Here is a 24,411-nt window from a genome sequence, read left to right as displayed (position 1 = left end):
AACTAAATCGGCGGGGATTGTCAATATTTATGATATTTATATAATATATTGACAATCTTTGGCTGGTCTTTGCAAAAATTGTTGGGCTATTCTCTGTACTCAGATTTCTTCATTATCGGACAGTAAACGTTTGTGATGGCGACCAATCGCTCCAGTTCCCGGCTTTATCTTTTGTGCGAACCCGCCAGTAGTATAAATCCTTGGCCAGGGAGATTGAGCGGACAGTGGTGCCGGATTTTGCGGACCTGAATTCGGGGCTGGAAAAGTCAGGATTGTTATCAACTTCAATTTGATGGCTGACCGCAGAACCATCTGAAATCCACTTGAAGTTGGGTCTGCGATTGGTCGAAGAGTTGTTTGCGGGCTCAGTGAGTAGCGGCGGCTTGGGTGCTGTTGTATCGATCGTGAAGGATTGAGTTGTGCTGTATCTGCCTGGTTGAAACATGGAATTGTAGGCGCGCACATGCCAGTAATAAGTTCCATCCGTTAGCAGACCGTCAGTGTAGGATGTGCCATCTACAGCCTGGCTGATGACAATGTGGTTGAACTTGGTATCTGTCGCGATGACGAGCTCGTAGCCCAGTGCGTTTCGGACGGATGTCCACGTAAATGGCGGATTAGGTTTGTTTGTAAGCAGGTTTTTTTGCGGATCGCGGTTGTTAGGCTGCGGGAAATTAACAGAAGATTTCGAGATGTTGTAGGTTTCTCCGCTACTAAAAGCCCCGATCAACTTATTGTTCGCTTTATCTGTGATACTGCCGTTATCAATCTGGCTGAGCTGGAGATACCCGCTGCCAATACCAGTGGCTGCTTTAACGATATAGAATGGATCGACTCCCTCTACACCGTTAATTGAAACTTTGCTCAAGCCGATGCTGTTAAGACTGAAATCGGCTCCATCAACACCCGTAACTGATTCTGAAAACGTGACGATAAAATCCACGCTGTTGGCGCTGTTTGGATTTGGGCTGGCGCGTATGATCGAAGTGACAACGGGGGCTGTTTTGTCGATCGTGTATATATCACCGTTGAAGAAGCTGCCGTTTCCCCAGCCTGTTCCGCCGAGGGGAACATTGTTGGTGATGCTGTCATTGTCGAGCAAGTCGAGTTTTAAGGTGCCGTCGCCGAGGCCTGTATCAATGGTCACAACATAAAATGGATCAAAACTTTTTACCTCAACAATTGATGCGCCGCTTATGCCGGTCGTGCTCACACTAAAGTCGCTCGCATCCACGCCTGTGACAGCTTCAGAAAAAGTGACAATGAAATCCACGCGGGTTGAATTGGCGGGATCTGTGTTGCCGCGTATGATTGAAGTGACAGCAGGTGCGGACTTATCCATGCTGTAACTTTCACCCTGATCAAAACCACTGTTTAAGGCATTCCCAACCATGTCTGTAATGCTGTTGTTGTTGATCAGATCCAGGCGAAGCGCCTCGTCATTTAGATCAGTATTCACTGTGACGTTGTATGTATTGCCTGAGCCATTCACGCTGTCAATGGAAGACCTGCTCATTCCATTGATAATTACAGGAGCAAGCGCGAAGTCTGAGGAGTCAAGTCCTGTAACTGCTTCAGAAAAAGTAACGATAAATTCCACACTGGACGCATTGGTTGGACTGGGGTTGGCGCGTGTGATCGAAATTACGCCCGGGGCGGTCTTGTCCACAACATAGCTTTCTGCGTTCCTGAAATCCCCGTTTCCTGTTCCTGCGCCGCCCGTTGGATTCGTTGCTGAATCGATCACGCCGTCATCGTCGATGAATTCAAGGCGGAGTGAGTTATCACCGCTGCCTGTGCTTATCGTGGCAATATATAGATTTCCAGAACCGGATACCGAAGTGATCGATCCGTCAGTATTGTTTGATGATATTAATCTGAAATCTGATGCGTCTAGATTGGATACCGCCTCCGAGAAGGTAATGACAAAATCCAATGTGGCCGCGTTGGTCGGGCTGACGGTTGATCTGGCGATCGAAAAGACAACAGGGGCTGTTTTGTCGACGGTATAGGCTTCGCCATTCATGAAATTCCCATTCCCGAAGCCGGCGCCGCCCAGTTTGATTCCGGAGTTGTTAATGATGCTGTCATCATCCGTCAAGTCGAGACGCAGGACGGTGTCGCTGCTGCCGCTATTCGCTGAAACAATGTATTTGTCGCCCGAGCCGCTTACAGTTAAGAGTGAGGCGTCTGACGGATTTGTGGGACTGAGAATAAAGTCGGAAATGTCCACGCCAGTGACTGCTTCAGAAAAGGTGATGGAAAAATCCACCCTGTTGGAATTTGTCGGGCTGGGAGACGTGCGCAGGATAGACGTGACAATTGGGGGCGCGCTTCCCAGCGTGTACTCATCGATCAGCAGGCCGGTTCGCGTATAGGTTTGAAATTTTAAGAATTGATCGCTGGCTTCAACCCGCATGGCGCCGTAATCGGCGTTGTAGCGGACTTTGCTTTCAGATAATGTGGCCGCAAAATAATATAAAGGTTGACCTCCGCCGATGCCATTTACAAAATACGGCATGCCATCCACGGTCAATCTTTCGTAGGTGTGATCGTGTCCGGCCAGGACAGCGTCAGCTCCCCATAACTTGTATGGCCATTGCATTTCTTTTGAAGAGCCGTGCCTGCCTGATGAATAGGGAGGATGGTGTAGTACAACGATGTCAAATTTGGATGTTGAGACTGCTAAACTACTTTTCAGCCATTTTGCCTGTTTCGATTCGACACTGATGCCGTCAGGTTCGGTTGGATTGCTGTTAAGCACATAAAAGTGAATTGGTCCTTGGATAAAATCATAATATCTTTCATTGCCCGGCAGTGTAAAGTAAAGTTCCTGCTGCCTGCCGTTGTTTTGATCCCAATCATGGTTGCCAAGCGCGGGAAAAAACCTGTTAATTGCCGAGCCGCTGCCAAATTTCCCATTGTATTTAAATATATAGTCGTGATAATACTGACCGATATTCTGGTCTATGGTGCTGACTGCGCCATGCGGATAATTATTGTCCCCGGTTGTCACAATAAAACCTGGATTCCAGCTTTTGACCAGATTTGCCACATCTGTCTCGGGTTGACCCGCTTCTCCAAAATCACCGATCACTGCAAAGATGAGCTTATCGGTTTGCAGGGCTTTTCCACTGTGTGAAGCTTTTGTAGGGGGAATGGCGCTCACACTGAATAGAGAAAGGAGCGCGAGCCAGTGAAAGATTGCGGTTTTGAGAAAGTTAGGTTTCATTGATCGATTATGAGTGTTAGGGTGAACTTTCCTCTTATTTTTTACAAATAGACAAGTATTATATACCTTTTAGTGATTCCACAATTGAATATACTAGAAAAATATCATAAATATTGACATATTTGCCTAAACCTGCTATAATGACCTCTACTTGATAAAAACGCCAGTATTGGCTAAATTCCCAGGAGTAAACTAGGTATGTCGCAGCTTGAAATAAAGAATTTGCACGTTAGTATCGAAGATAAGGAAATTCTCAAAGGTCTTACATTGACCATAAATCAGGGCGAAATTCACGCCATTATGGGTCCAAACGGTACGGGGAAGTCAACTCTCGCTTACACATTGATGGGACATCCCAATTACACTGTAACCGAAGGCGAAATCATTTTCAAAGGACAGAATGTCCTTGAGCTCGAACCGGACGAACGCTCGCGTGCCGGCATCTTTTTGGCTTTTCAGTATCCAGTTGCTATTCCGGGCGTGACCGTGGCGAACTTCCTGCGTTCCGCGCTGAATGCCCGCCGCCGCGCCGTCAATCCCGAAGATAAGGGCATGCCCATCCTTGAATTCCGCAAGATGCTCAAGGAAAAAATGGATACGCTCAAGATGGATCACGCCTTCGCTGGCCGCTATCTTAATGATGGTTTTTCTGGCGGTGAAAAGAAACGCGCCGAGATCCTGCAAATGGCAGCCCTTAAGCCCGAGATCGCCATTCTGGATGAAACTGACTCTGGTTTGGACATTGACGCTCTGCGCATCGTCTCCGAAGGAGTAAACGCGCTTTCCGGACCTGATCTGGGTGTGCTGGTCATTACGCATTACCAGCGCCTGTTGAATTACATCAAGCCGAATTTCGTCCACATCATGCTGGATGGACGGATCGTCGAATCTGGCGGACCTGACCTTGCCTTGCACCTCGAAGAACAGGGATATGACTGGGTGCGCGAGAAGTACGAGGAAACGGCTGAGGCCTAGACTCTCTTTATTGTTAGTAGCAGGTGACGGGTCGGCACGATGCGGCTCTTCATCAGAAAAAAAATGGTGAAACCAATGGCTGAAGATACAAAACTTAATGAAGACACCAAGATCCTCGATGAAATTGGTGATTACAAGTACGGTTTTCATGACCGCGATGATAATTATGTGTTCAAGTCTGAACGGGGCTTGAGCCGCGAGGTCGTGGAAAATATTTCACGCATGAAAGGCGAACCGCAATGGATGCTCGAGTTTCGCTTGAAGGCGCTTGAGCATTACCAGTCACGCCCCATGCCGACCTGGGGACCAGATATCTCGAACCTTGACCTTGATAATATCTTCTATTATGTCAAGCCGACCGAGAAAAGCGAAAAGAATTGGGACAATGTTCCCGATGACATCAAAAACACTTTCAATAAGTTGGGCATCCCCGAAGCCGAGCAGAAATTTTTGGCGGGCGTCGGCGCTCAATATGAATCTGAAATGGTGTATCACTCCATTCTGGAACATCTTGAAAAACAGGGCGTGATCTTCCTTTCGATCGAAGATGGACTGCGCCAGTACCCTGATCTGTTCAAGGAATATTTTGGGACAGTCGTTCCAATTGAAGATAATAAATTCGCCGCGTTGAATAGCGCGGTCTGGTCGGGCGGATCGTTCGTGTACGTCCCCAAAGGTGTCAAAGTGGATCTGCCTTTGCAGGCGTATTTCCGTTTGAACACTGCCAACGTCGGTCAGTTCGAGCGCACGCTTATCATCGTGGATGAAGGCGCTTCGGTGCATTATGTTGAAGGCTGCACCGCTCCGCAATATACAACCAATTCTTTCCACTCTGGTGTGATCGAGATTGTAGTTAAGAAAGGCGCGCGTTCGCGTTATTCGACCATTCAAAACTGGTCAACCAACGTGTTCAATCTTGTGACTCAGCGTGCCATGGTCTTTGCGGATGCCTCCCACGAGTGGGTGGACGCGAACCTCGGCTCGAAACTCACCATGAAATACCCATCCTGCTATTTGATGGAACCAGGCGCTCGCGGCGAAATGCTTTCGATGGCGTTCGCAGGCCCGGGACAGGTTCAAGACGCGGGTTCGAAGATGGTGCATTTTGCTCCAAATACCACCAGCAAGATCACTTCCAAGTCGATCAGCAAGGGCGGTGGGCGCGCTTCTTACCGTGGTTTGGTAAAAGTTTATAAAGGTTCAAAAGGCGTCAAATCCAATGTGGTTTGCGACGCGCTTTTGCTCGACCCCAAATCCCGCTCGGATACGTATCCGTCCATTGAAATTGATGAAGATGATGTTTCCATTGGCCATGAGGCTTCGGTTTCCAAGGTCGGTGAAGAGCAGCTCTTCTATCTCATGTCCCGCGGACTTTCTGAAGAGGAAGCCACAGGCATGGTCGTCTCTGGCTTTATCGAACCCCTGGTCAAGGAATTGCCAATGGAATACGCTGTGGAAATGAATAGATTAATTCAACTACAAATGGAGGGGTCAATCGGATAGAGATGTCAAAAGTCAAAGGTCACAAGTCCGTGATCTTTGACCTTCGACTTTCGACCTTTGACGCTTGTCTTTTAATGCAAGAGAAACCAAAAGTAACTGTTACTCGAACTCGACGTGACTCGGCTGCGAAGGAATTTTCCTTTACAGCCGATGCCATTCCCGCTGGCGGCTTGAAAGGTATCCGAAGCAAGGCGTGGGATGCGTTCACGAAATTTTCCATGCCAATTACAAGTGATGAGCCCTGGCGGCGCACTGACTTAAGATTAATGCCCGCGTCTGATTTCAAACTGCCCAAAGAAGGCGCGTTTGAAGATCTGCCGGTTGTGCCTGAATATCTGCTCAAACCCTTGACGGGCGAGCAGCATGGCGGGCAGATCACACTTTTGCCCGGCGGTTCACGCGTGGACCTTGACCCTGCTCTGGTCGCCAGGGGCGTGATCTTCACTGACATTCGCACCGCAGAGCGCGAGAACCCGGAGCTTCTCAATCGGCTGATCGGCACGGTGGTCAAACCTGAAGACGGCAAGTTTGCGGCGCTGGCATCAGCCCTGGCTGGTAATGGCGTGTTGTTATATGTTCCAAAGAACGTAGTTGTCGAAACTCCGCTTCACTCCATTCTATGGGGTCCGGGCGTTGATCTGGCTCATTTTTCACATTTGATCGTTTACGTGGAAGACGGCGCTTCAGTGACTTATGTTCATGAAGCCGCTTCCCCCAGCGAAATCGGTCATGCCATGCACGCGGGGATCGTTGAAATTCATGTCGGTAAAAATGCAAGTCTGCGCTTTGTAGAACTGCAATCATGGGGCCGCCATGTCTGGAACTTCTCTCATGAGCGTGCTCATGTTGAGCGTGGTGGTAATCTCGATTGGATCTTTGGCGCGGTCGGCTCACGCTTGACGAAGAACTTCTCAGACCTTGACCTGGCGGGTGAAGGCGCGCAGGGACGTATGTCTGGTTTCTATTTTACAGACGGATCCCAGCACCTTGACCATGATACCCAGCAGAATCATCTTGCTCCGCATACCACCAGTGATTTGTTGTTCAAAGGCGCGTTGAAGGGCAGGAGCCGCTCCGTGTGGCAGGGAATGATCTACGTTGCGCCCGGCGCGCAGAAGACGGATGGTTATCAAGCCAATCGCAACCTTGTGCTGGACGACCAGGCCCGCGCGGATTCAATTCCAGGGCTGGAAATTTTGGCTGATGATGTTCGCTGTACGCATGGCGCGACCGTTGGAAAGTTGGAGAAGGAACCGTTGTTCTATCTCAAGAGCCGCGGCATTCCACAAGCGGATGCGGAGCGTTTGGTGGTCGAGGGATTTTTTGACCCCATCATGCAGCGTATCCCCTTTGAAGGCGTGCGTGAGAGATTTCAACAGGCGATACAGGATAAATTGTCCGCTTCATAACAGGATCTAAGAATTAGTTATAAAAGAGACCGAGGGCGTCTCTATAATCAAAGATAGGATGTGAGTCATGGCCGTGAAATCCAAAGCTAAGCCTGGGGTAAAGACCAAATCAAAACCTGTGGTGAGGGTAAAAGTGACAAAGAAGGTGCCGTCAAAGCCGATTGTAAAAGTAGAGCCATCAAGGAAGTCAATGACAAAACAAGCTGAGAAATCGAAAAGCGGGCCTGTGTCGGTCCAGCCGGAAATCAAGGTCGATGCGGTTGTAGAAGCAGCGGCTGCGCCCAAGGTTTCGGCAAAACGGGTTGCCAAACCTGTGGTTGTGATAAAACGCATAGTAAACCCGCTCACTGAACGACGGCGGCCTGTCAAACGCTCGGTGCGAGTAAATCAATTTTCCTTTATGAAAGCGCCAGGAATTGAACATGCCTTTGAAGTGGGGGATACTGTCGAAGTGTTTTGCGATCACGAAAAGAATCGCGAGCGCATCCGCGGCTGGGTCAAGGGCATTGTGGTTCAAGTGGATAATAAACTTGTCGCCGTGCAATTTCGCTCAAATGTTTATCTCACAGACGGCTGGATGGTGCCTGATCGCATTCTCTGGTTCCCTGTCACCTCGGAGCATATTCGCCCTCTTCCGGGCAAAAAAGCTGTCAAAAAAGATTTTATTCCAGATTATTAGGCACAATGAGCGAGCAGACTGGTTGAAAACGAAACCGGTCTGTTCGTTTATTTGTTAACTTGACCCATGAAATTAAATTTAACTGAAGTTCGAAAAGATTTTCCAATTCTTGAGCGTGAGATCAGGCCGGGCGTACGTCTGACATATTTGGATTCAACGGCTACTTCGCAGAAGCCATTATCAGTGCTTCAGGCAATGGATGATTATTACCGTCATTCGAACGCGAACATCCATCGCGGCGTGCATACACTTGCCGAGGAGGCGACCGCTTTGTATGAGGCGGCCCGTGAAAAGATCGCCAGGTTTATCAATGCGGCTTCAGCGCGTCAGATCATTTACACGCGCAATACCACCGAGTCAATTAATCTGGTTGCTTACAGCTGGGCGCGCGCGAATTTAATACAGGGCGACCTTGTGCTCCTGACTGAAATGGAACACCATAGTAATCTTGTTCCCTGGCAAATGCTCCAGGCGGAGCGCGGCATCGAATTGGATTTTATTCCAGTGACGGAAGACGGCCTGCTGGATCTTGAGGCATATAGCACGCTGCTCTCCCGCCGCCCAAAGCTGGTCTCGTTTACGCACATGTCCAATGTGCTTGGGACGATCAACCCCGCCGCTGAGATCATCCATCTCGCGCATGATGCAGGCGCAATAACGTTGGTGGATGGCGCGCAATCCGTTCCGCATTTGACAGTAGACGTGCAGGCCCTGGATGCGGATTTTTACGCATTTTCCGCGCATAAGATGTGCGGACCAACCGGTATCGGCGCGCTGTATGGGAAAGTTGCCTTGCTTGAATCCATGCCCCCATTTTTGGGCGGCGGAGATATGATCAAAGAAGTGAAACTGCGCTCTTTCCGCCCGAACACATTACCGCATAAGTTTGAGGCGGGCACACCTGCGATCGCAGAAGCGGTCGGATTCGGAGCCGCGGTCGATTACCTGACCAGCCTCGGCATGGACAATATCGCCGCGCATGAACATGAGATCACGGAATACGCATTGGAGCGCCTTGAAGAGATTCCCGGCGTGAAATTATTTGGTCCTTCAGCCGATAAAAAAGGCGGGGTGGCAGCCTTCACACTTGAGGGCGTGCATCCGCATGATGTGGCGCAAATTTTGGACCGGGACGGGATCGCGGTGAGGGCGGGGCACCATTGCGCACAACCCTTACATGAAAAATTTGGAATTCCAGCCACAAGCCGCGCCTCCTTCTATTTGTATAATACAAAAGATGAAGTTGACCTGCTGGTGAATGGAATTTATAAGGTCAAGGAAATGTTTGGTTAATCATGGATGATTTGTATCGTGAAGTAATTATCGAGCACTATAAAAATCCATCCCACCGCGGGAAGCTCGACCCGCATGATATTTCATTTGCAGATAATAATCCCCTGTGCGGCGATCATATCCAGATTGATTTGCGCGTAGGCGATGATGGTTTGGTGACTGATGCCCGTTTTGATGGGCACGGCTGTGCCATCTCGCAGGCCTCCGCAGATTTGCTGGTCGAATCCATTATCGGCAAGCCTTTGGACGATGTGAAAAAACTGAACAAGGAGTCCGTGCTCGAATTGCTGGGCATTGATCTCGGACCTGTGCGCTTGAAATGCGCCCTGCTTTCGCTGAAGGTGTTGAAAGCGGGTGTGTATGGATTGGGTGAGGCTGGCGACGAGTTGACGGAATAAGCTCATGTTTAATTATGCAACCATTGACGAATCAAAAATTGAATTTGTAGAGATCGCTCCCGTTTCTGAGCTCCCGAACGGGGAGCGTTTGTTTGTTGATCTGAGCGACAGGCCGATTGTGATCTTTAATATCGCGGGTCAGCTCTTCGCGATCGGAGATGTCTGTTCGCATGATGACGGTCCGCTTGGGGATGGTCTGCTTGAGGATCATAATATCGTCTGCCCGCGTCATGGCGCGGAGTTTGATGTCCGCACAGGGAAGGCCATGGCCATGCCGGCGGTGATCGATATCCCGGCCTACCCGGTGAAACTGGTGGATGGGAATATTTTTGTGGGAATACCAAAGGTATAAAGTCCTTGCCCCTTAGATCCAAATGCCCTTGTAGACTGCATGGGCATTTTTTTGTTTAATTTTTAGAATGCATCTTTTTGAAATAGCGCCGGGATCGACCCGGTAAGTAGATTAGTTTTCCGAACCGAATAGGTTGCGCTGGTGTTTTTTCTTGTGGATGGTTGTTACGGTTCCCTGCCGCTGAGATGTGATCTTTGGCATGTCTTAAAAGTAAATTTATAGTTATTTAACCGTTTATGTGGATTCGAGACAGCAGGAGTAAGAATGAACATCCCCAAATTTTTTTATTTGTATATCGTGTTTGTTCTGATCGTTAATCAGGCTTGCGCATTATCATTTTTTGCTGACACCCCGCAACCTGTCGTAGATAGTGTAGACACAGCCACCGCTGAGCCTGCGGCGGAAGTGGAGGAACCGGGTGGGAATGAAACTCCAACAGCAACGAATTTGCCTGTTGTTGATCATGCGGTCAGGCCAGGCGAGACCACACCCCCGCCGGGAAAACTGATCGCTGATGTGGAGTCTTCGAGTACGGCGGCCGAAGAACGAGCGCCTTATGGTGATTCTTATAAAATCAACCGCTTTGAGCGACCGTTCCAAAAGGATATGGTGTACATTCCAGACATGGATATCCTTAACTTCAACCTGAGTCAGGATGAAGACTGGTATTACGTTTCGATCGAATTGCTGGGGGATAACCCCAACAATTCTTTGGGGATCAATTATGGGGTTGAGATAGATTTGAATCTGGATGGGTTTGGCGATTACATCATTTGGGCGCATCCGCCCTATACGGTTGAGTGGGATGTGAGTATTGTCCAGGTCTTTCAGGATTCGAATGTTGATTCAGGCGGATCGTCTGTGACACAGTCGGAGAATGTCTTTAGCGGCGACGGGTACGACTCTCTTGTGTTCGATGGCGGGGCCGGGCTGGGTTCCGATCCCGACCTGGCCTGGGCGCGCATGGTTGAAGGTCAAAAAGCGCTGGTTCAATTTGCGTTCAAAAGATCCCTGATCGGCTCGTTTTTTACCCTGGGAGTAGTGTCCGATGCGGGTTTGAAAGATGTCTCGAAATTTGACTACAACGATCGCTTCGACGAAGCAGAGGCAGGCTCTCCCATCAGGAGTAAGGAATTCTATCCCCTGGGCGCGCTGTACGCTGTGGACAATACCTGCTGGGAAGCTTATGGTTTTGAAATCGTGGGGAATGAGCCAAAAGCCTGCCAGCCGGATTTGGAGTCGATTGACGCCCCGACCAACGATGATCAGGGCAATCCCCTGAGCTGCGACCCGCCGCCCAATTGTGACGGCAATGGCGGAGGGGCGTATGATCCGAATACCTGCGAATGTCAATGAAGCATTATTGGGTTGATTCTTTCGGGTAGGAACACTGATTGAACTGCAAGGCTCACAAAGAGCGCAAAAGACCTCTATACAGCTTTACGAACTTTGCGGTTGATTTTGTTCCTTTGTCAACATCCACTTTTACTGTGGTGCTGTTTCTTTTCGCAGGCCGCGTCCAGATTATTTGCGATGTTCATTGATCGCAAGGTGATTGGTTTTGCAGATAGGGTTGATTTTCGAAATACTGTTTCCATTCATCTTGCGTGAAGGTACGGCCAACCCGCCGGCATAGATCTGCAACCCAAATCTGGGGATCCAGGTTCCATAATATTACGGTGTTGTCGATGCTGCCGGATGCGAGGATTTTGCTATTTGGTTTGTACGCGAGACTAAAAATCGCGCCTGTATGTCCAGTAAGGGGCTGACCAATGGGCTGCCGGGTGACTACGTCCCATAAAATGATGTTGCTGTCGAAACCTCCGGAGGCAAGGGTCGTTCCATCTGGACTAAACACGATCGTCTTTACCAGACCAGAGTGCCCCAATAAAGGCTGACCGAGAACTTCACGGGTGTTCATATCCCAAAGAATGATCGCGCCGTCACTGTTGCCTGCGGCTAAGATTTTTCCATCAGGGCTGAAGGCGATACAATTTACCGAAACAGATTGTTTCGAGAGAGACTGGCCTTTTGGCGGCTTTACGCTTAGATCCCAAAGAATGATCGCGCCGTCAGAGCTTGCGGATGCGAGCATTTTTCCATCCGCGCTGAAGACAAGATCATTGACCGAGTCTGTGTGTTCCGCCAGGCGCGGACCGATCGGGTCGTGTGTTTCCACATCCCATAAGACGATGACGCCGCCAGAATCCCCCGAAGCGAGGGTTGCCCCGTCCGGGCTGAAGGCGACAATATTAACAGGGTTTGAATGTCCGGTCAGGGGCGTTCCAATTGGGGTTTGTGTTTTCGCGTCCCGCAAGAGGATTGTCTTATCCGCGCTTCCAGAGGCAAGGAGATTTCCATCCGGGCTAAAGGCAACGCTGTTGATCGACGCAGATTGTCCTGTCAGCGGATCTCCGATAGGTTGATACGTGTCTGCATCCCACAGGGTGACTGAATTGTTTAAAGCGCCCAAGGCGATCATTTTTCCATCCGGGCTGAAGGCTGCGCTGTTGATTCTCCTTGCATTTGGTTTTATTATCTGTCCAATAGGTAGACTTTTTGTGGTGTTCCACAGAATAATGGCGGTATCGATCCCTCCAGATACAAGGGTCTTTCCATCTGGATTGTATGCAATGGAATTGATCGAACCGGTATGCCCGCTGAGGGGTTCCCCGACCGCTTGATGCGTTACGGAATCCCAAATGATAATGCTGCTGTCGTAACTCCCTGAGGCGAAAGTCTTTCCGTCTGGGCTGAAGGCAATGCTGTTAACCCGGTTTGAATGAGTGGTTAGCGGTTGACCTATGGAGGTCTGTGTCGGGATGTCCCACAACATGATGGTGGTATCTTCGCTTCCTGATGCGAGAAGTTTTCCATCCGGGCTGATCGCGACGCTCTGAACAGACCCCGTGTGTCCCTGCAAAGGACTCCCGATGGGTTGCTGTGTTTCAACATTCCAAAGGATGATTGACCCGTCTGCGCTTGCGGATGCAAGCATTGTCCCATCCGAACCGAAGGTGATGCTGTTTACCCGATCCGAATGTTCAGCGAGCGACTGCCCGATCTTTTCATGCAGGTCCACATCCCAGAAAATTATGGTTTTGTCATCACTCCCCGATGCAAGAATATTTCCATCGGGGCTGAACGCTACGCTATTGATCTGACCGCTGTGTCCACTCAACGGAGCGCCGATGCTTTGACGAGAGTCTACATCCCACAGGGTAACCGTACCGTCTTCGCTTCCGAAAGCAAGAATCTTTCCATCAGGACTGAAAGCCAGGCTGTTTACCGAAAGATCGTTTGAGCTTTTTATTTTAGGTTCGATCGGTTTGTTCGTTCCCAGATCCCAGAAAATGATCTGTCCGTCAGCGCTGCCCGATGCGAGGATTTTACCGTCCGGGCTGATGGCGACGGCGTTTACTGACCCTGCATGTCCCATGAGATATTGACGTAGTTGTGGGTGACTTTGGACATGGTCGAGCAATAAACCGAGTGTTTGCGGATTATTCCCCAGTTGATTAAATACCTCCAGGCCCAATAACAGCGATGTTTGAAAACGCTGGTCGCGCAGCAATGAAGACTGAGCGGCCAATTCACGCAAATGCGCCTGCTTCGCCAGATCCGCATTTTCACTTGACTGCCGGCTGAATACGATCACTGCGATCACTAGAAAGACAATGATCGTGGATACACCCGCGATTAGCAGCGCCGCATTCTGCCGTTGGCGCGCGTATCCCGCCTTTACAAAATCCTGGGCGAGGCCGCTTAATGCAATTTTCTTCGCATCCAATTGTTCCCGCGCGTTGACCAGCCTGGCGCCGATATACAAATAGCTTTTCTCGCGCTGATGATCATTCCATTCTTTCGCGTCATTGGCAATTTCATTTTGCAAAGTGATCACGTCGCGGTTTTCATTGACCAGCTTTTTTAACCACGGCCAGGCGTCGATCAATTTTTCATGCGAGATCGTAACCGTATCCTGACCCGCCTGTTCATCTGTTGTCACCAGGCGCGCATCGGCGAGTTTTTGGATGATGGATTCCACATCCTGCGCCTTTGCATTCTGCGGAACAAGTTCGTTGAACAATGCCGTGCGGCGGGTATCCTGTACGCCGCGCCCGACCTCGATCAATCGGCTGAAGATGGAGCGGGTTAGCTCCTGTTCGTTCCTGCTTAATTTTGAAAACGAATCATCAGCGTGTCTTTCCAGTGCTTTATGGATGCCGCCGCGCAGCAGATAATCATTGAGAGTCAGTGCGATCAGGCTGTTTTTCGCTTTTTGAGAATCGAATAGATCCTTGAGTGCAAATTGCATCAACGGCAGCGCGCCTGGTTCACCTTTCATTTCATTGATGATCTGCGCGATCAGGTCGGGGTCGATCCGCAGACCCACGCGCAGGGCGGGCTGTGCAATGGCGCTCACCAATTCCTGTGGCTGCATCGCGCCGATCTGAACGAATTGCTGATTCAATATCTCATTGAGTTGTGGATAGGCCGCGCAGTTCGAGACAAAGTCCGAGCGCATGGAGAACAGGATGATCACGCGTCCACTCTCGGCCGTGGCGGCATGGGTCAGCAAATTAAGAAATACCGAGCGTTCCGCTTCATTGCTGATCTGAGTAAAGACTTCCTCAAATTGGTCAATGAAAAGCACAAGACGCTGAGTCTTATTTTCTGTTAACGCTGATTCCGCGCACTCATGCAATACCTTGACTTGATCGACGTGCTGACGAAAATAATTGCCCAGTTCAGGCGACTTCAAACGTGAGAATGCATTTGCCAAAGAGTCGATCGGGTCGCGGCCCGGCTTCAAGGTCGCATACAACCAGCGTTCACTGCTTTTGATTTTTCCCTGCCTCAAGGCGTGGATCAACCCCGCGCGCACCAGCGATGACTTTCCGCTTCCAGACGGACCTGTGACGAATACCGTCCGGGAGTCCTTTACGCGGCTGACGAGATCCTCCACCAACTTCTCGCGCCCGAAGAATAGTTCGGCGTCTTCTTCCTCGAAGACGTCCAAGCCCTTGTAGGGACAGCCTCCATCAAATGGTTTGGGTTGGAACGTGGATTGTAGCCGGTCGATCAGAACAGTGACTTGTTCAACAGAGTATCCGGTATTTATGTTGATATCGCCAATGTTGCCGCCCGCGGAAATACTGCCAACCGCAATGCTATGATTGTCTGCTTGAACTCGCGCCTCTTCTTTTTTGTTCTCGTCACTCATCGTTGGCTATTCCGGGCGGACTTTATTTCTTGTTATCGTTGATCGAGTTATTATTCCCGATCACAATATTTCCAGTCAGGTTCCCGCCGACTTGAATATTTCCAACGGCAGTGCTTCCATTGTTGGCAGTTACATTGTCGCTTGGTTTGGGAGTCGCATTGATTCTCCCCGCTTCTTCTTCCGTTCCGCCTGTGTCGGCCGAAGGATTTTTCTTCATTCTTTTCTCGATGGCGTCATATAAATGACTAAAATTTGCATCCTGATGCATTTCCGGTGTGAGCGTATTCATATCTTTCAAGGTGCTGGTCAAGCCGGATATCTTGTCCCGGATGCGGTCGTACATATCCATGTCATCCCGAATGCCCTGTAAATTTGCGGGATCTAAGGTTTTCATGGCTTCTGCCAATTCCGCCCTCTTGTCCTCCCAATATTTTACGTAGCCGATCCTTTTGACGGGATCGTAAATATCGGCATCTGCCAGAACGATCGGGAAGATGCGGTCATGGAATTGTTTGTTTTCGGCGATCTCGACCAATTCGAACATACAGTTTGGGGACTTTAAATACTTGTCGCTGACGATCACGATCACGCAATTTCCCTGCCCGATGCGCTCCATAAATTCCTTGATGGATCCCTTGTAACCCAGGTCACGTTTGTCTCGAGTGATTTTGATGCCGCGTGATTGCAGGGCTTCATCAACCTTGTTGACAATTTCTTCCCGTTCGCCGCCCCATGCATAGGAAATAAATACCGCCTGCTCATAATTTTGCATAGTGCTCCTCTTCAAATAATTCACGACAATCATTAAGCCAAAAATACGCCTGGTATTCTTCCCCCTGACATTAGTCATTATATGGTTTTTAGGTCTTAATTGTCAATAAAAAAATAGAATATCCAGAGTGTAAAGTCTCATACTTTGCACTCTGGATATTCAAATAAACAAGGCCGTGTGTTTCTGTGATCGGCTTACCAATCTCCCGCATACCCGATGGGAAATGGCTGGGTGATCCTTACGATCTGCAGGCGCTTTAATTCCACCAGTTGACGGATATGCAAATTGTCATGCGCCACCCAACAGGCGAACATTTCTCCGGCGGAGACGGATCCATATTCGGAGGTATAGGTCGTGTCCCAATCTTTATCCGCCTGATCGATCAACCAGTCCAGGGATTTTACGCGCTCTTCGAAAAACTTCTTTTGTACCTCAATAAAATTTTGTTCGTTATATTTTCGGGATATGACCCAGTCTTGTGGATCGATCACATGCCATTCTTCGTTTTGGCGATTGAGGATGAAATCCAGGTGCTCACGGAAATCCTCTCGCTCCTCGTCGTAAAGGTGGCAGGCCACCTCAAGAATGGACCAGTCCGCATCGGAGGGCTTGATCCGCGCCTCCGCCTGTGAAACGTTGGCAAGCAGAGCCTGTAAAATTTCCGTGCCGCTGACCATTTCCTGATAGAGTTCTGTGAATTTCATCCGCGCCTCTTTTTCAAACTTCGAACTTTCCAACGATCCTTAAAATGTCAAATCCTTCAGCAAACGGGACCTCGGCCAGCGCGCCGTGCCTGACCATGATCGAGCGGGTCAATTCGCTGTTGAAGTAATACCTGTCGCGATAGGTTTCATATTGCGAGAGCGCTTCGATCTTGTTTTGAACATCCTCTTCCGAAACTTCCACCAAAAAATGCGGAAAGAATCCATAGGAGGAGCGCACCACGTCAAACCCCAGAACGGTGATTCCCCGAAAGGCGCGCAGGGCTTCGTCGGTCATGGTGAGATGGTCCTGATGGACATCCTGTTTCGAGTGGACGAAGATCAAATCGGGTTGGAATTCCCTGCGCAGTTTTAGAAAATACTCAAGAATTTCCTGCCGCGCATCAGGAAAAACGCGTGTAATAAAAGGCCCAAAGATGATCTTTGTCTCAGGCACACCCAGCACCTGCATGGATTTAAGATGCTCGCTCTTTACATTGACCAGGTCGGGATTTTTTTGATTGTCTGAAAGCGTGACGCACAAAATCTCCGTTTGATCAACAATGTGATGGATCAAAGCTCCGCACCCGATCTCGATATCATCAGGGTGCGCGCCGAGGAATAAGACTCTTTTGCCGAAGAAATTCATGATATGTTTATGTCATTGCGAAGAGCAAAGACGCCCTCGCAATGACATGCTATTTTTATTTTGTCGCCAGAATTCCGCCGACAACTTTGGTCATGACCAGTTTGCCGTCGCGTTCAAACCATTTCTTTGCCACAGCTTCGATCTTGCCGATCAAGGCTTCGTATTCATCTGCGCCGTTGAACATGGATGTCCACAGTTTGCGGTCTTCGCCCAGAGATGCGCGGACATAATCAATGAACGGCGCGACCTCGGGGAAGGTTAAATGATTTTCGAATTTATGTAATTCGGTCTTTGCGAATATTTTGCTGATGGTATTGAAGATGTCGCCCTTGAAGCGTGAGGAACCGGGCATCGGGGGGATGGTTGCGTTGGTGGCTTCCTTAATGATGTCATAGAACATCTGCTTGTTCTCGGGCAATGGACCGGAGACAAAAAGCCGTCCGCCAGAATTCAGCACCCGATGAGCTTCACCAAATGTAAAGTCGAGGTCTGACGCGTAATAGATGGCGAATGCGCTCGTACACAGATCAAAGGTGTTTTCGGGGAAGTTGAACGGCTGATTAAAATCCAAAAACTGGAAATCAATATTCGCGCCGATCTTTTTATTCTTCTCGCGCGCCTTGTCGAGCAGTTCTTCCGAGAAGTCGCCGCCCGTGATCTTTGCGCCGCCTTTGGTGTATTCGTTAAAGAGAAAGGACAATTTTCCCGCGCCGCAGCCGACATCGAGAATGTTCATGCCCGCCTGCGGTTTGAGAAGATCGTTCGTCCACACATCGATGTTGGCTGAGCCGTATTTTTCGTGAATATCAATGCGCATGAGCAGGTCTTTGCTCGGTTCCTGATAATCTATTTTCATTTATCTCTCCTGTTGTAGTGACAACTTCGGTCGTCCTCTGAACAAGCGACTGAGTCGCAAGCAATAAATAACTTTTTAATTATACCAACATCCAATCAAAATTCAGTGGTTGAATTTTGATTGCTCATTTCCGCTTATTTTCATCCTGACTCAGCCAATACCGAATTCCTTTGCCCGCATGAGGTTCGTTTTTATAGCGCGGGATGATATGAAGATGCGCGTGAAATACATGTTGTCCGCCAATCGCGCCGCAATTCCAGCCAAGGTTATACCCATCGGGATGATATGTTTGATCCAGCATGGTTTTTGCCTGGTGGATGATATCGTAGAGGGCGGTCCACTCCGCAGCGGTGAGGTCAAAGACGGTTTCACGATGCGCGCGTGGAATGATCAGACCAGAACCTATCAAAACAGCTTCTTCTTTCTGTAAAAACACGCACAGATCATTTTCGAGAATGGTCTCAGTTCGGTCAGATAAACGATCACAAAAACGGCAACTATTCATTTTTTATTTCTCCTTGAGAACTCATGATAGAATTTGCGCACTGGAGTCATTATGGCGAACAAAATACAACCTGTCAAAGGCACGCGCGAATTTTATCCCGAACAAATGGCGCTGCGCAATTACATATATGAAAAAGTCCGCGCTGCTTCGCGCATGTTCGGATATCAGGAATGGGACGCGCCCTTTATTGAGTCGATCGATCTGTACGCGGCCAAGTCCGGCGAAGAACTTGTCAAGAAACAATCCTTTACCTTCACCGATCGCAGCGGAGATTTTGTTACCCTGCGTCCCGAGCTCACGCCGAGTCTGGCGCGCATGATCGCGGCCAAACAGGGCGAGTTGACCTATCCTGTGCGCTGGTGGTCGTTCGGTCCATTCTGGCGGTATGAACAGCCGCAAAAGGGACGCACGCGCGAATTCTTCCAGTGGAATATCGACATGCTGGGAGTTGCCTCGCCCGAAGCGGACGCTGAACTGATCGCGGTTGGCGCGACTTTCCTGCGTTCGGTCGGGATTACCCCTGATCTGGCTCTGATCTATGTGAATAATCGGCGGCTGATGGATTCAGAATTCGATGCCTTGGAGATTTCTGTAGAGAAGCGAATGGATGTCTCCAATTTAGTGGATCGCCGCACTAAGATGGAACCTGCGAAGTGGGATGCGTACGCAATTGAACTTGGTCTGAACGAATCCCAGCTTGCAGGCTTGAAGGACATTCTCGGTAATTTTGATCTGTGGAAAAAGAGTGACGAGCTTGTGCGTCTGTTCGCCGCGCTTGAAGCATTGGGCGTCAAGGAGTATGTTAAATTCGACCCGAACATTATGCGCGGGTTGTTGTATTACACAGGCACGGTCTTCGAAGCCTTTGACACCAGCGGTTCATTGAAGCGCGCCATCCTGGGCGGCGGCCGCTATGACAATCTGCTCGCAGACGTGGGCGGACAGCCGCTTTCGGGTGTCGGCTTCGCGATGGGGGATGTGGTGGCGGGGATATTTTTGCAGGAGAAGGGTTTGCTTCCTGAATTCATCCCAAGCCCCGCTCCCGTCTTTGTAACGATTTTTGATGAAAACCTGATGCGCGAATCCTTTTCCCTCGCGGCAGAGTTGCGCGGCGCGGGTCTCAATGTGTTGTGCTACCCCGAGCCCGCCAAGCTTCAGAAGCAATTCAAATTCGCGGATAAAATGAAGGCCAGCATCGCGCTGACGATTGGTCCCGATGAGGCGGCCAATGCCCAGGTGGCGGTCAAGAACCTGGTCAACGGTGAACAGGTCACAGTGAAGCGGGATGCGCTTGTTGAGTTTATAAAAGAATTTTTGAAAAATGCCTGAAATACGCCCTGTCACACAAGAAAACTGGCAAACATTGATCAGCCTGAAAGTTCGGGAAGATCAAAGAAGATTTGTGGCTTCGAATTTGTATTCGATCGCGCAGGCACAATTTGGCGATGAATTCGAGGGTCATTGGGATTTGTTTGCTTATGGGATCTATGACGGTGATGTGCCTGTGGGATTTTTGATGTACGGTTTTAATTTTTTGTATCCCAAACATCAGGCTTATATTCAGCGTTTGATGGTGGACGAAAATTTTCAAGGCAAAGGTTTCGGGCGCTTTGGAATGATAAAGATGCTTGAAATTTTCCGCGCAGACGAACGGGTTAATACTGTTGGCATTAGTTACGAGCCTGATAATGACGGCGCACGAAAATTGTACGCCAGTTTGGGTTTTGTGGAAACAGGGGAGGTTGTTGAAGGCGAGGTGGTGGCTGAGTTAAAGTTGAGATAATTTGTGGTAAAATCATGACCGCTTCCATGACTTGTAGCCGTCAAGATAAGCTTCTATGAAGCCTGTAGCTCAACGGCAGAGTGTTATGCACTTAGGTTCAAGCGAGAAAAGAAGCAATACGAAATTAAGCACGGAGGATGTAGCTCAATTGGCAGAGCGTCGCCCTGTGGAGGCGAATGTTGCGGGATCGTTCCCCGTCATCCTCCCACAAAAGTAAGCGTATTTCCAAAATCAAAACCACCTTCGTTTTTGAAGGTGGTTTTGATTTTAAAAATATATGAAAAATGAGAAGAAAAGAAGAAGGGCGTAGTCAATATGAGTTCGAGCGTTTACTGCATTTGGCAGAACGCGCTATTTAACCGCGCCTGCCGCAAAACTAAAGCGGGTCACCCCCTGCGAAAGCGTGTCCTCTCCATGGAAAAAGCCCGGGAACTACTGGCCATGTTCGGCCCTCACACCCCCAAAGACGCCTGTGACCTTGCCCTCTCCGTTCTAGCCCTCGACACCGGCTTGCGTTCCAGCGAACTGGCTCATCTCACCCTCAAAAATCTCGACTTGCAGGAAAGAACCCTCTCCGTCATCGTCAAAGGGGGCAATGGAAAACCGCCGTCTACTCCAAAGCCACCGCCAACTGCATCTACAAATGGCTTGCCGACCGCGACGAAAATTGCTAGACCCTCTTCTACTCTCTGCATTAACGCAACAAACGCAACGAACTCAAACGTGACGGCATGCCCCAGCTTGTCAACGAATGGGGCAGGCGTCTCAACATCAAACTCTCCCCGCACGACCTCCGCCGATCCTTCGCCACCCCCGCCCGCATCGTTCAGGTAGCGGGCAGCTGGGAAAACCCAAAACCGTCGAAGAATACTCCCGCGACATCGAACAGCGCAACATAACTCCGTACCTTCCCGCCAGTCATTTGATTAAAAAATAGCGTATAATCCGCCTCGCTATAACATACTCCCGTACCCTAAAGCTGAGTGCCATTACACCGCACAACACCCTGACACCGCAAAGTAGATGTGTTGAGGGTTCGAAACCCTTCAGGCTCCCAACTCCAAGACCCTAAAGGTGACAAAACTACCTTTAGGGTCTCATGATAAGTGAAGATAAACTATGCCAAAAACCATCAATGTACTATTTCTTGCGGCAGAAGCAGAGCCTTTCATTAAGGTGGGCGGGCTGGGAGACGTGGCGGGCACCCTGCCTCGTGCTTTACGTTCCATTTCCAATGATGATATCAAATTGGATGTCCGTCTGGTCATCCCGCATCATCCAGCCGTGAAAGCGGATCTTAAACCGCTGGGAATGTTCTCGATAAAGCGCGGCGATTCTGAGATCCAGATCGAAGCGTCTGAGGCTATCTTGAACGGCATGCCCGTTTATTTTATCGGCGGGGAACCGATCAGCGCCAATGGCTCGGTCTATTCTTCCAATGCAAAACTGGACGCTGAAAAATATATTTTCTTTTCGCTGGCCGCGCTCGAGCTTCCGAGACAGATCAACTGGCAGCCTGATGTGATCCATGCGAATGATTGGCATACCGCCATAAGCGTTTATGGTTCATTGACCAAACGATGGGAAGGGGGCGAGCGTCACGTTGCTTCTGTGCTCACATTGCATAATCTTCCCTTTATGGGTCCGGACTCAAGTTCGATCATTGAAAGCTACGGTTTGCAGCTGGCTCAAACTGACCTGCCTGATTGGGCGCGCGTCATGCCGCTGCCTTTGGGCTTATGGGCTTCTGATGCGATCGTGGCGGTTTCTCCAACCTATGGAAATGAAATAATGCAGCCTGAATATGGCTGCGGTTTGAATGATTTTTTCCAATCCCGCCGTGAAACCGTGAGCGGTATATTGAACGGATTGGATACTGTTTCTTTTAATCCGGCTGAAGATATGGCTCTTGGTGTTAATTTTGATAGCACCTCTCTTGAGAAACGCGCACCAAATAAAGGCACACTTCAGAGCAGGTTGGGTTTACCTGTAGACCCTGAAATCCCATTGCTGGCCATGGTCACACGTATGGACGTTCAAAAAGGTGTTGACCTTGCTTTGACAGCGCTTAAAAGCATGAAGAATATTAAGTGGCAGGCTGTTATTTTGGGGACCGGGGATCCAAAACTTGAAGAAGCCGCCTTGGATCTGCAAGCAATGTATCCTGAGCGAGTCAAGGTTGAAACGCGCTATGATGCGGGACTCGCGCGCCAGATCTATGCTGGTTCGGACATGCTGCTTATGCCGTCCCGCTATGAGCCATGCGGCCTTTCACAAATGATCGCGATGAGATACGGTTGTGTGCCCATTGTGCGTGCGGCGGGTGGTTTGAACGATACCGTCCAGCATGGCGAAACGGGTTTTGTTTTTCAAAAAGCGCATCACCTGTCCTTGTTGGCGGCTGTCAAATCCGCGTTAAAAGTTTATTCTGATCGCGAAAAATGGGGAATTATGCAGCGAGCTGGCATGGCTCAGGATTTTTCCTGGGAAAATTCTGCGAAAAAATATCTCCAACTCTATCAATCCATTATTAAATCATGACCTTTAAACGCTCCTCTGGAATCCTCCTTCATCCATCCAGCCTGCCCTCGTCGTACGGTATTGGCGATCTTGGTCCGCAGGCGTTTCGTTTTGTCGACTGGCTCGCCTCAACTAATTGCAAACTATGGCAGATGCTTCCGCTTGGCCCTACCGGATACGGTGATTCTCCGTATCAATGTTTTTCAGCATTTGCCGGTAATCCATATTTGATCAGCCCCGATGCCTTGCTTGCTGACGGCCTACTTTCCCAAGCCGATCTGGATGCGATGAAAGACCTTCCCGCATCTTATGTGGATTTTGGTTTGATGATACCCCGCAAGCTTGATCTTCTACAAAAAGCTTTTTCCAACTACCGCGCCCATCCCGAGCACCTGCGCTCAGAATTTGATTATTTCTGTGCCGAGAACGCGTCCTGGCTGGATGACTACACACTTTTTATGGCACTCAAAGAATCATATGGCGGCGGCGCGTGGGGAGGTTGGCCCGAGCCATTGCGCTCCCGCAAGAAGACCGCCTTACGCAAGGCTCAAACTGAACTTTCGGAAAGCGTAATGCGTTATGCTTTCTATCAATTCATATTTTTCCGACAGTGGAACAAGCTTCGCGCATATGCGAATGAGCGCGGTATTCAGGTCGTCGGCGATATTCCAATTTTTGTTGCCTATGATTCTTCAGATGTGTGGGCACATCCCGATCTGTTCTTCCTGGATAAACATGGAAACCCAACAGTCGTGGCGGGCGTCCCGCCGGATGGGTTTTCTGCGACAGGACAACGATGGGGCAACCCGCTTTACAACTGGAAGGAACATAAAAAGGATGGCTACGCCTGGTGGTTGTCTCGTGTGGCGTCCTCTCTGAATATTTTTGATATCCTGCGCTTCGACCATTTCCGTGGATTTGCTGGATATTATGAAATCCCCGCCAGCCATATGACAGCTGAAGCAGGTCGTTGGGTCAAAGGCCCCGGCAAAGACCTTTTCCGCGCGGTTGATAAATTTCTTGGCGATGGGCTGGTCACCACTGGAACTGGTTTGCCAATAATCGCGGAAGACCTGGGGTTGGTCACCCCGGATGTGATCGAGCTGCTTGAAGCGTTCAACCTGCCGGGCATGAAAGTTCTACAGTTTGGTTTTTCGGGACCCGATAACCCCTTCCTGCCTCATAATTACGTTACGAACTGCGTGGCTTATACAGGCACTCATGATAATGATACTGCGCGCGGATGGTTCAATGCTGCCGAGCCGCATGAACGTGAGTTTGCACAGCGTTATTTGCGAATTGACGGCAGTGACTTTGCCTGGGATCTTATTCGTGCTGTTTGGAGTTCTGTTGCTGATATTGCGATCACGCCCATGCAGGACCTGTTGAATTGCGGAGGAGAAGCACGTATGAATTTCCCGTCGCGCCTGGGCGGGAATTGGTCGTGGCGAATTACCGAAAGCGACCTGCACGATGACCTGGCTGGCAGGCTTCGCGAGCTGAACTGGTTGTTCAGCCGCTAATTTGGAAAAACAACGGGACTGTTTTCGGCAGTCCCGT

Annotated in this window: 20 protein-coding genes and 1 tRNA gene; 14 read left to right on the top strand and 7 right to left on the bottom strand. The window is 49.6% G+C overall.

Annotated elements, in window-relative coordinates; translation table 11 throughout:
• Positions 1-112 precede the first annotated feature (112 nt).
• Positions 113-3,232, bottom strand: coding sequence for a metallophosphoesterase (locus IPL17_RS24630; protein ID WP_345309738.1), 3,120 nt, complete (start codon positions 3,230-3,232; stop codon positions 113-115).
• A gap of 198 nt (positions 3,233-3,430) precedes the next feature.
• Here IPL17_RS24630 and sufC point away from each other — a divergent pair, with 198 nt between their 5' ends.
• The 8 genes from sufC to IPL17_RS24590 all read left to right on the top strand — a co-directional run bounded on the left by sufC (position 3,431) and on the right by IPL17_RS24590 (position 11,197).
• Positions 3,431-4,207 carry a Fe-S cluster assembly ATPase SufC gene (gene sufC / locus IPL17_RS24625; RefSeq protein ID WP_345309737.1) on the top strand — a complete coding sequence of 259 codons (777 nt, stop codon included), beginning with the start codon at positions 3,431-3,433 and terminating at the stop codon, positions 4,205-4,207.
• Positions 4,208-4,282: 75 nt separating this feature from the next.
• Positions 4,283-5,710 (top strand): Fe-S cluster assembly protein SufB, encoded by a 1,428-nt coding sequence (sufB, locus tag IPL17_RS24620; RefSeq protein WP_345309736.1) that lies wholly within the window; start codon positions 4,283-4,285, stop codon positions 5,708-5,710.
• A gap of 2 nt (positions 5,711-5,712) precedes the next feature.
• Entirely contained in the window at positions 5,713-7,119 is a 1,407-nt protein-coding gene (gene sufD, locus IPL17_RS24615) for a Fe-S cluster assembly protein SufD (protein WP_345309735.1), read from the top strand.
• 67 nt (positions 7,120-7,186) lie between these two features.
• Positions 7,187-7,798: a hypothetical protein gene (locus tag IPL17_RS24610; protein WP_345309734.1), complete on the top strand. Its 612-nt coding sequence runs from the start codon at positions 7,187-7,189 to the stop codon at positions 7,796-7,798.
• Positions 7,799-7,864: 66 nt separating this feature from the next.
• Positions 7,865-9,091, top strand: a complete 1,227-nt coding sequence (locus IPL17_RS24605) for a cysteine desulfurase (protein ID WP_345309733.1) — start codon at positions 7,865-7,867, stop codon at positions 9,089-9,091.
• A 2-nt stretch (positions 9,092-9,093) separates the two neighbouring features.
• Positions 9,094-9,489, top strand: coding sequence for a Fe-S cluster assembly sulfur transfer protein SufU (sufU, locus tag IPL17_RS24600; protein WP_345309732.1), 396 nt, complete (start codon positions 9,094-9,096; stop codon positions 9,487-9,489).
• 4 nt (positions 9,490-9,493) lie between these two features.
• Entirely contained in the window at positions 9,494-9,841 is a 348-nt protein-coding gene (locus IPL17_RS24595; protein WP_345309731.1) for a non-heme iron oxygenase ferredoxin subunit, read from the top strand.
• 264 nt (positions 9,842-10,105) lie between these two features.
• The gene (locus IPL17_RS24590) at positions 10,106-11,197 is read left to right on the top strand and encodes a hypothetical protein (protein ID WP_345309730.1); all 1,092 of its coding nucleotides are present in this window, start codon (positions 10,106-10,108) and stop codon (positions 11,195-11,197) included.
• Between the two features lie 181 nt (positions 11,198-11,378).
• Here the strand turns inward: IPL17_RS24590 and IPL17_RS24585 are convergent, their stop codons facing one another.
• The 6 genes from IPL17_RS24585 to IPL17_RS24560 form a co-directional block, all read right to left on the bottom strand.
• Entirely contained in the window at positions 11,379-15,065 is a 3,687-nt protein-coding gene (locus tag IPL17_RS24585; protein ID WP_345309729.1) for a WD40 repeat domain-containing protein, read from the bottom strand.
• Positions 15,066-15,087: 22 nt separating this feature from the next.
• Complete coding sequence (locus IPL17_RS24580; RefSeq protein ID WP_345309728.1) at positions 15,088-15,837, bottom strand: toll/interleukin-1 receptor domain-containing protein; 750 nt, start codon at positions 15,835-15,837, stop codon at positions 15,088-15,090.
• A 194-nt stretch (positions 15,838-16,031) separates the two neighbouring features.
• Complete coding sequence (locus IPL17_RS24575; protein ID WP_345309727.1) at positions 16,032-16,541, bottom strand: DinB family protein; 510 nt, start codon at positions 16,539-16,541, stop codon at positions 16,032-16,034.
• A gap of 13 nt (positions 16,542-16,554) precedes the next feature.
• Positions 16,555-17,187 carry a PIG-L deacetylase family protein gene (locus IPL17_RS24570; protein ID WP_345309726.1) on the bottom strand — a complete coding sequence of 211 codons (633 nt, stop codon included), beginning with the start codon at positions 17,185-17,187 and terminating at the stop codon, positions 16,555-16,557.
• 55 nt (positions 17,188-17,242) lie between these two features.
• The gene (locus IPL17_RS24565; protein WP_345309725.1) at positions 17,243-18,043 is read right to left on the bottom strand and encodes a class I SAM-dependent methyltransferase; all 801 of its coding nucleotides are present in this window, start codon (positions 18,041-18,043) and stop codon (positions 17,243-17,245) included.
• 124 nt (positions 18,044-18,167) lie between these two features.
• Entirely contained in the window at positions 18,168-18,548 is a 381-nt protein-coding gene (locus IPL17_RS24560) for an HIT family protein (protein WP_345309724.1), read from the bottom strand.
• 51 nt (positions 18,549-18,599) lie between these two features.
• Here IPL17_RS24560 and hisS point away from each other — a divergent pair, with 51 nt between their 5' ends.
• The 6 genes from hisS (at position 18,600) to malQ (ending at position 24,374) form a co-directional block, all read left to right on the top strand.
• Positions 18,600-19,877 carry a histidine--tRNA ligase gene (gene hisS / locus IPL17_RS24555; RefSeq protein WP_345309723.1) on the top strand — a complete coding sequence of 426 codons (1,278 nt, stop codon included), beginning with the start codon at positions 18,600-18,602 and terminating at the stop codon, positions 19,875-19,877.
• A complete protein-coding gene (locus IPL17_RS24550; protein WP_345309722.1) occupies positions 19,870-20,331 on the top strand; it encodes a GNAT family N-acetyltransferase in 462 nt (153 codons plus the stop codon). Before hisS ends, IPL17_RS24550 begins: the two co-directional genes overlap by 8 nt.
• A gap of 133 nt (positions 20,332-20,464) precedes the next feature.
• Positions 20,465-20,537 (top strand) — tRNA-His (locus tag IPL17_RS24545).
• A 109-nt stretch (positions 20,538-20,646) separates the two neighbouring features.
• Positions 20,647-21,165: a tyrosine-type recombinase/integrase gene (locus IPL17_RS24540; protein ID WP_345309721.1), complete on the top strand. Its 519-nt coding sequence runs from the start codon at positions 20,647-20,649 to the stop codon at positions 21,163-21,165.
• 285 nt (positions 21,166-21,450) lie between these two features.
• Positions 21,451-22,872, top strand: a complete 1,422-nt coding sequence (locus IPL17_RS24535) for a glycogen/starch synthase (protein WP_345309720.1) — start codon at positions 21,451-21,453, stop codon at positions 22,870-22,872.
• Positions 22,869-24,374, top strand: coding sequence for a 4-alpha-glucanotransferase (gene malQ / locus IPL17_RS24530; RefSeq protein WP_345309719.1), 1,506 nt, complete (start codon positions 22,869-22,871; stop codon positions 24,372-24,374). Before IPL17_RS24535 ends, malQ begins: the two co-directional genes overlap by 4 nt.
• Positions 24,375-24,411: the final 37 nt, after the last annotated feature.

The sequence above is a fragment of the Candidatus Villigracilis saccharophilus genome (genome assembly GCF_016711665.1).
This window is presented reverse-complemented; position numbering and strand designations above follow the sequence as displayed.

Bases quoted from the DNA above. Each gene is read 5' to 3' on its own strand.
- IPL17_RS24630 (WP_345309738.1), bottom strand. From the start codon at position 3,232: ATGAAACCTAACTTTCTCAAAACCGCAATCTTTCACTGGCTCGCGCTC.
- sufC (WP_345309737.1), top strand. From the start codon at position 3,431: ATGTCGCAGCTTGAAATAAAGAATTTGCACGTTAGTATCGAAGATAAG.
- sufB (WP_345309736.1), top strand. From the start codon at position 4,283: ATGGCTGAAGATACAAAACTTAATGAAGACACCAAGATCCTCGATGAA.
- sufD (WP_345309735.1), top strand. From the start codon at position 5,713: ATGTCAAAAGTCAAAGGTCACAAGTCCGTGATCTTTGACCTTCGACTT.
- IPL17_RS24610 (WP_345309734.1), top strand. From the start codon at position 7,187: ATGGCCGTGAAATCCAAAGCTAAGCCTGGGGTAAAGACCAAATCAAAA.
- IPL17_RS24605 (WP_345309733.1), top strand. From the start codon at position 7,865: ATGAAATTAAATTTAACTGAAGTTCGAAAAGATTTTCCAATTCTTGAG.
- sufU (WP_345309732.1), top strand. From the start codon at position 9,094: ATGGATGATTTGTATCGTGAAGTAATTATCGAGCACTATAAAAATCCA.
- IPL17_RS24595 (WP_345309731.1), top strand. From the start codon at position 9,494: ATGTTTAATTATGCAACCATTGACGAATCAAAAATTGAATTTGTAGAG.
- IPL17_RS24590 (WP_345309730.1), top strand. From the start codon at position 10,106: ATGAACATCCCCAAATTTTTTTATTTGTATATCGTGTTTGTTCTGATC.
- IPL17_RS24585 (WP_345309729.1), bottom strand. From the start codon at position 15,065: ATGAGTGACGAGAACAAAAAAGAAGAGGCGCGAGTTCAAGCAGACAAT.
- IPL17_RS24580 (WP_345309728.1), bottom strand. From the start codon at position 15,837: ATGCAAAATTATGAGCAGGCGGTATTTATTTCCTATGCATGGGGCGGC.
- IPL17_RS24575 (WP_345309727.1), bottom strand. From the start codon at position 16,541: ATGAAATTCACAGAACTCTATCAGGAAATGGTCAGCGGCACGGAAATT.
- IPL17_RS24570 (WP_345309726.1), bottom strand. From the start codon at position 17,187: ATGAATTTCTTCGGCAAAAGAGTCTTATTCCTCGGCGCGCACCCTGAT.
- IPL17_RS24565 (WP_345309725.1), bottom strand. From the start codon at position 18,043: ATGAAAATAGATTATCAGGAACCGAGCAAAGACCTGCTCATGCGCATT.
- IPL17_RS24560 (WP_345309724.1), bottom strand. From the start codon at position 18,548: ATGAATAGTTGCCGTTTTTGTGATCGTTTATCTGACCGAACTGAGACC.
- hisS (WP_345309723.1), top strand. From the start codon at position 18,600: ATGGCGAACAAAATACAACCTGTCAAAGGCACGCGCGAATTTTATCCC.
- IPL17_RS24550 (WP_345309722.1), top strand. From the start codon at position 19,870: ATGCCTGAAATACGCCCTGTCACACAAGAAAACTGGCAAACATTGATC.
- IPL17_RS24540 (WP_345309721.1), top strand. From the start codon at position 20,647: ATGAGTTCGAGCGTTTACTGCATTTGGCAGAACGCGCTATTTAACCGC.
- IPL17_RS24535 (WP_345309720.1), top strand. From the start codon at position 21,451: ATGCCAAAAACCATCAATGTACTATTTCTTGCGGCAGAAGCAGAGCCT.
- malQ (WP_345309719.1), top strand. From the start codon at position 22,869: ATGACCTTTAAACGCTCCTCTGGAATCCTCCTTCATCCATCCAGCCTG.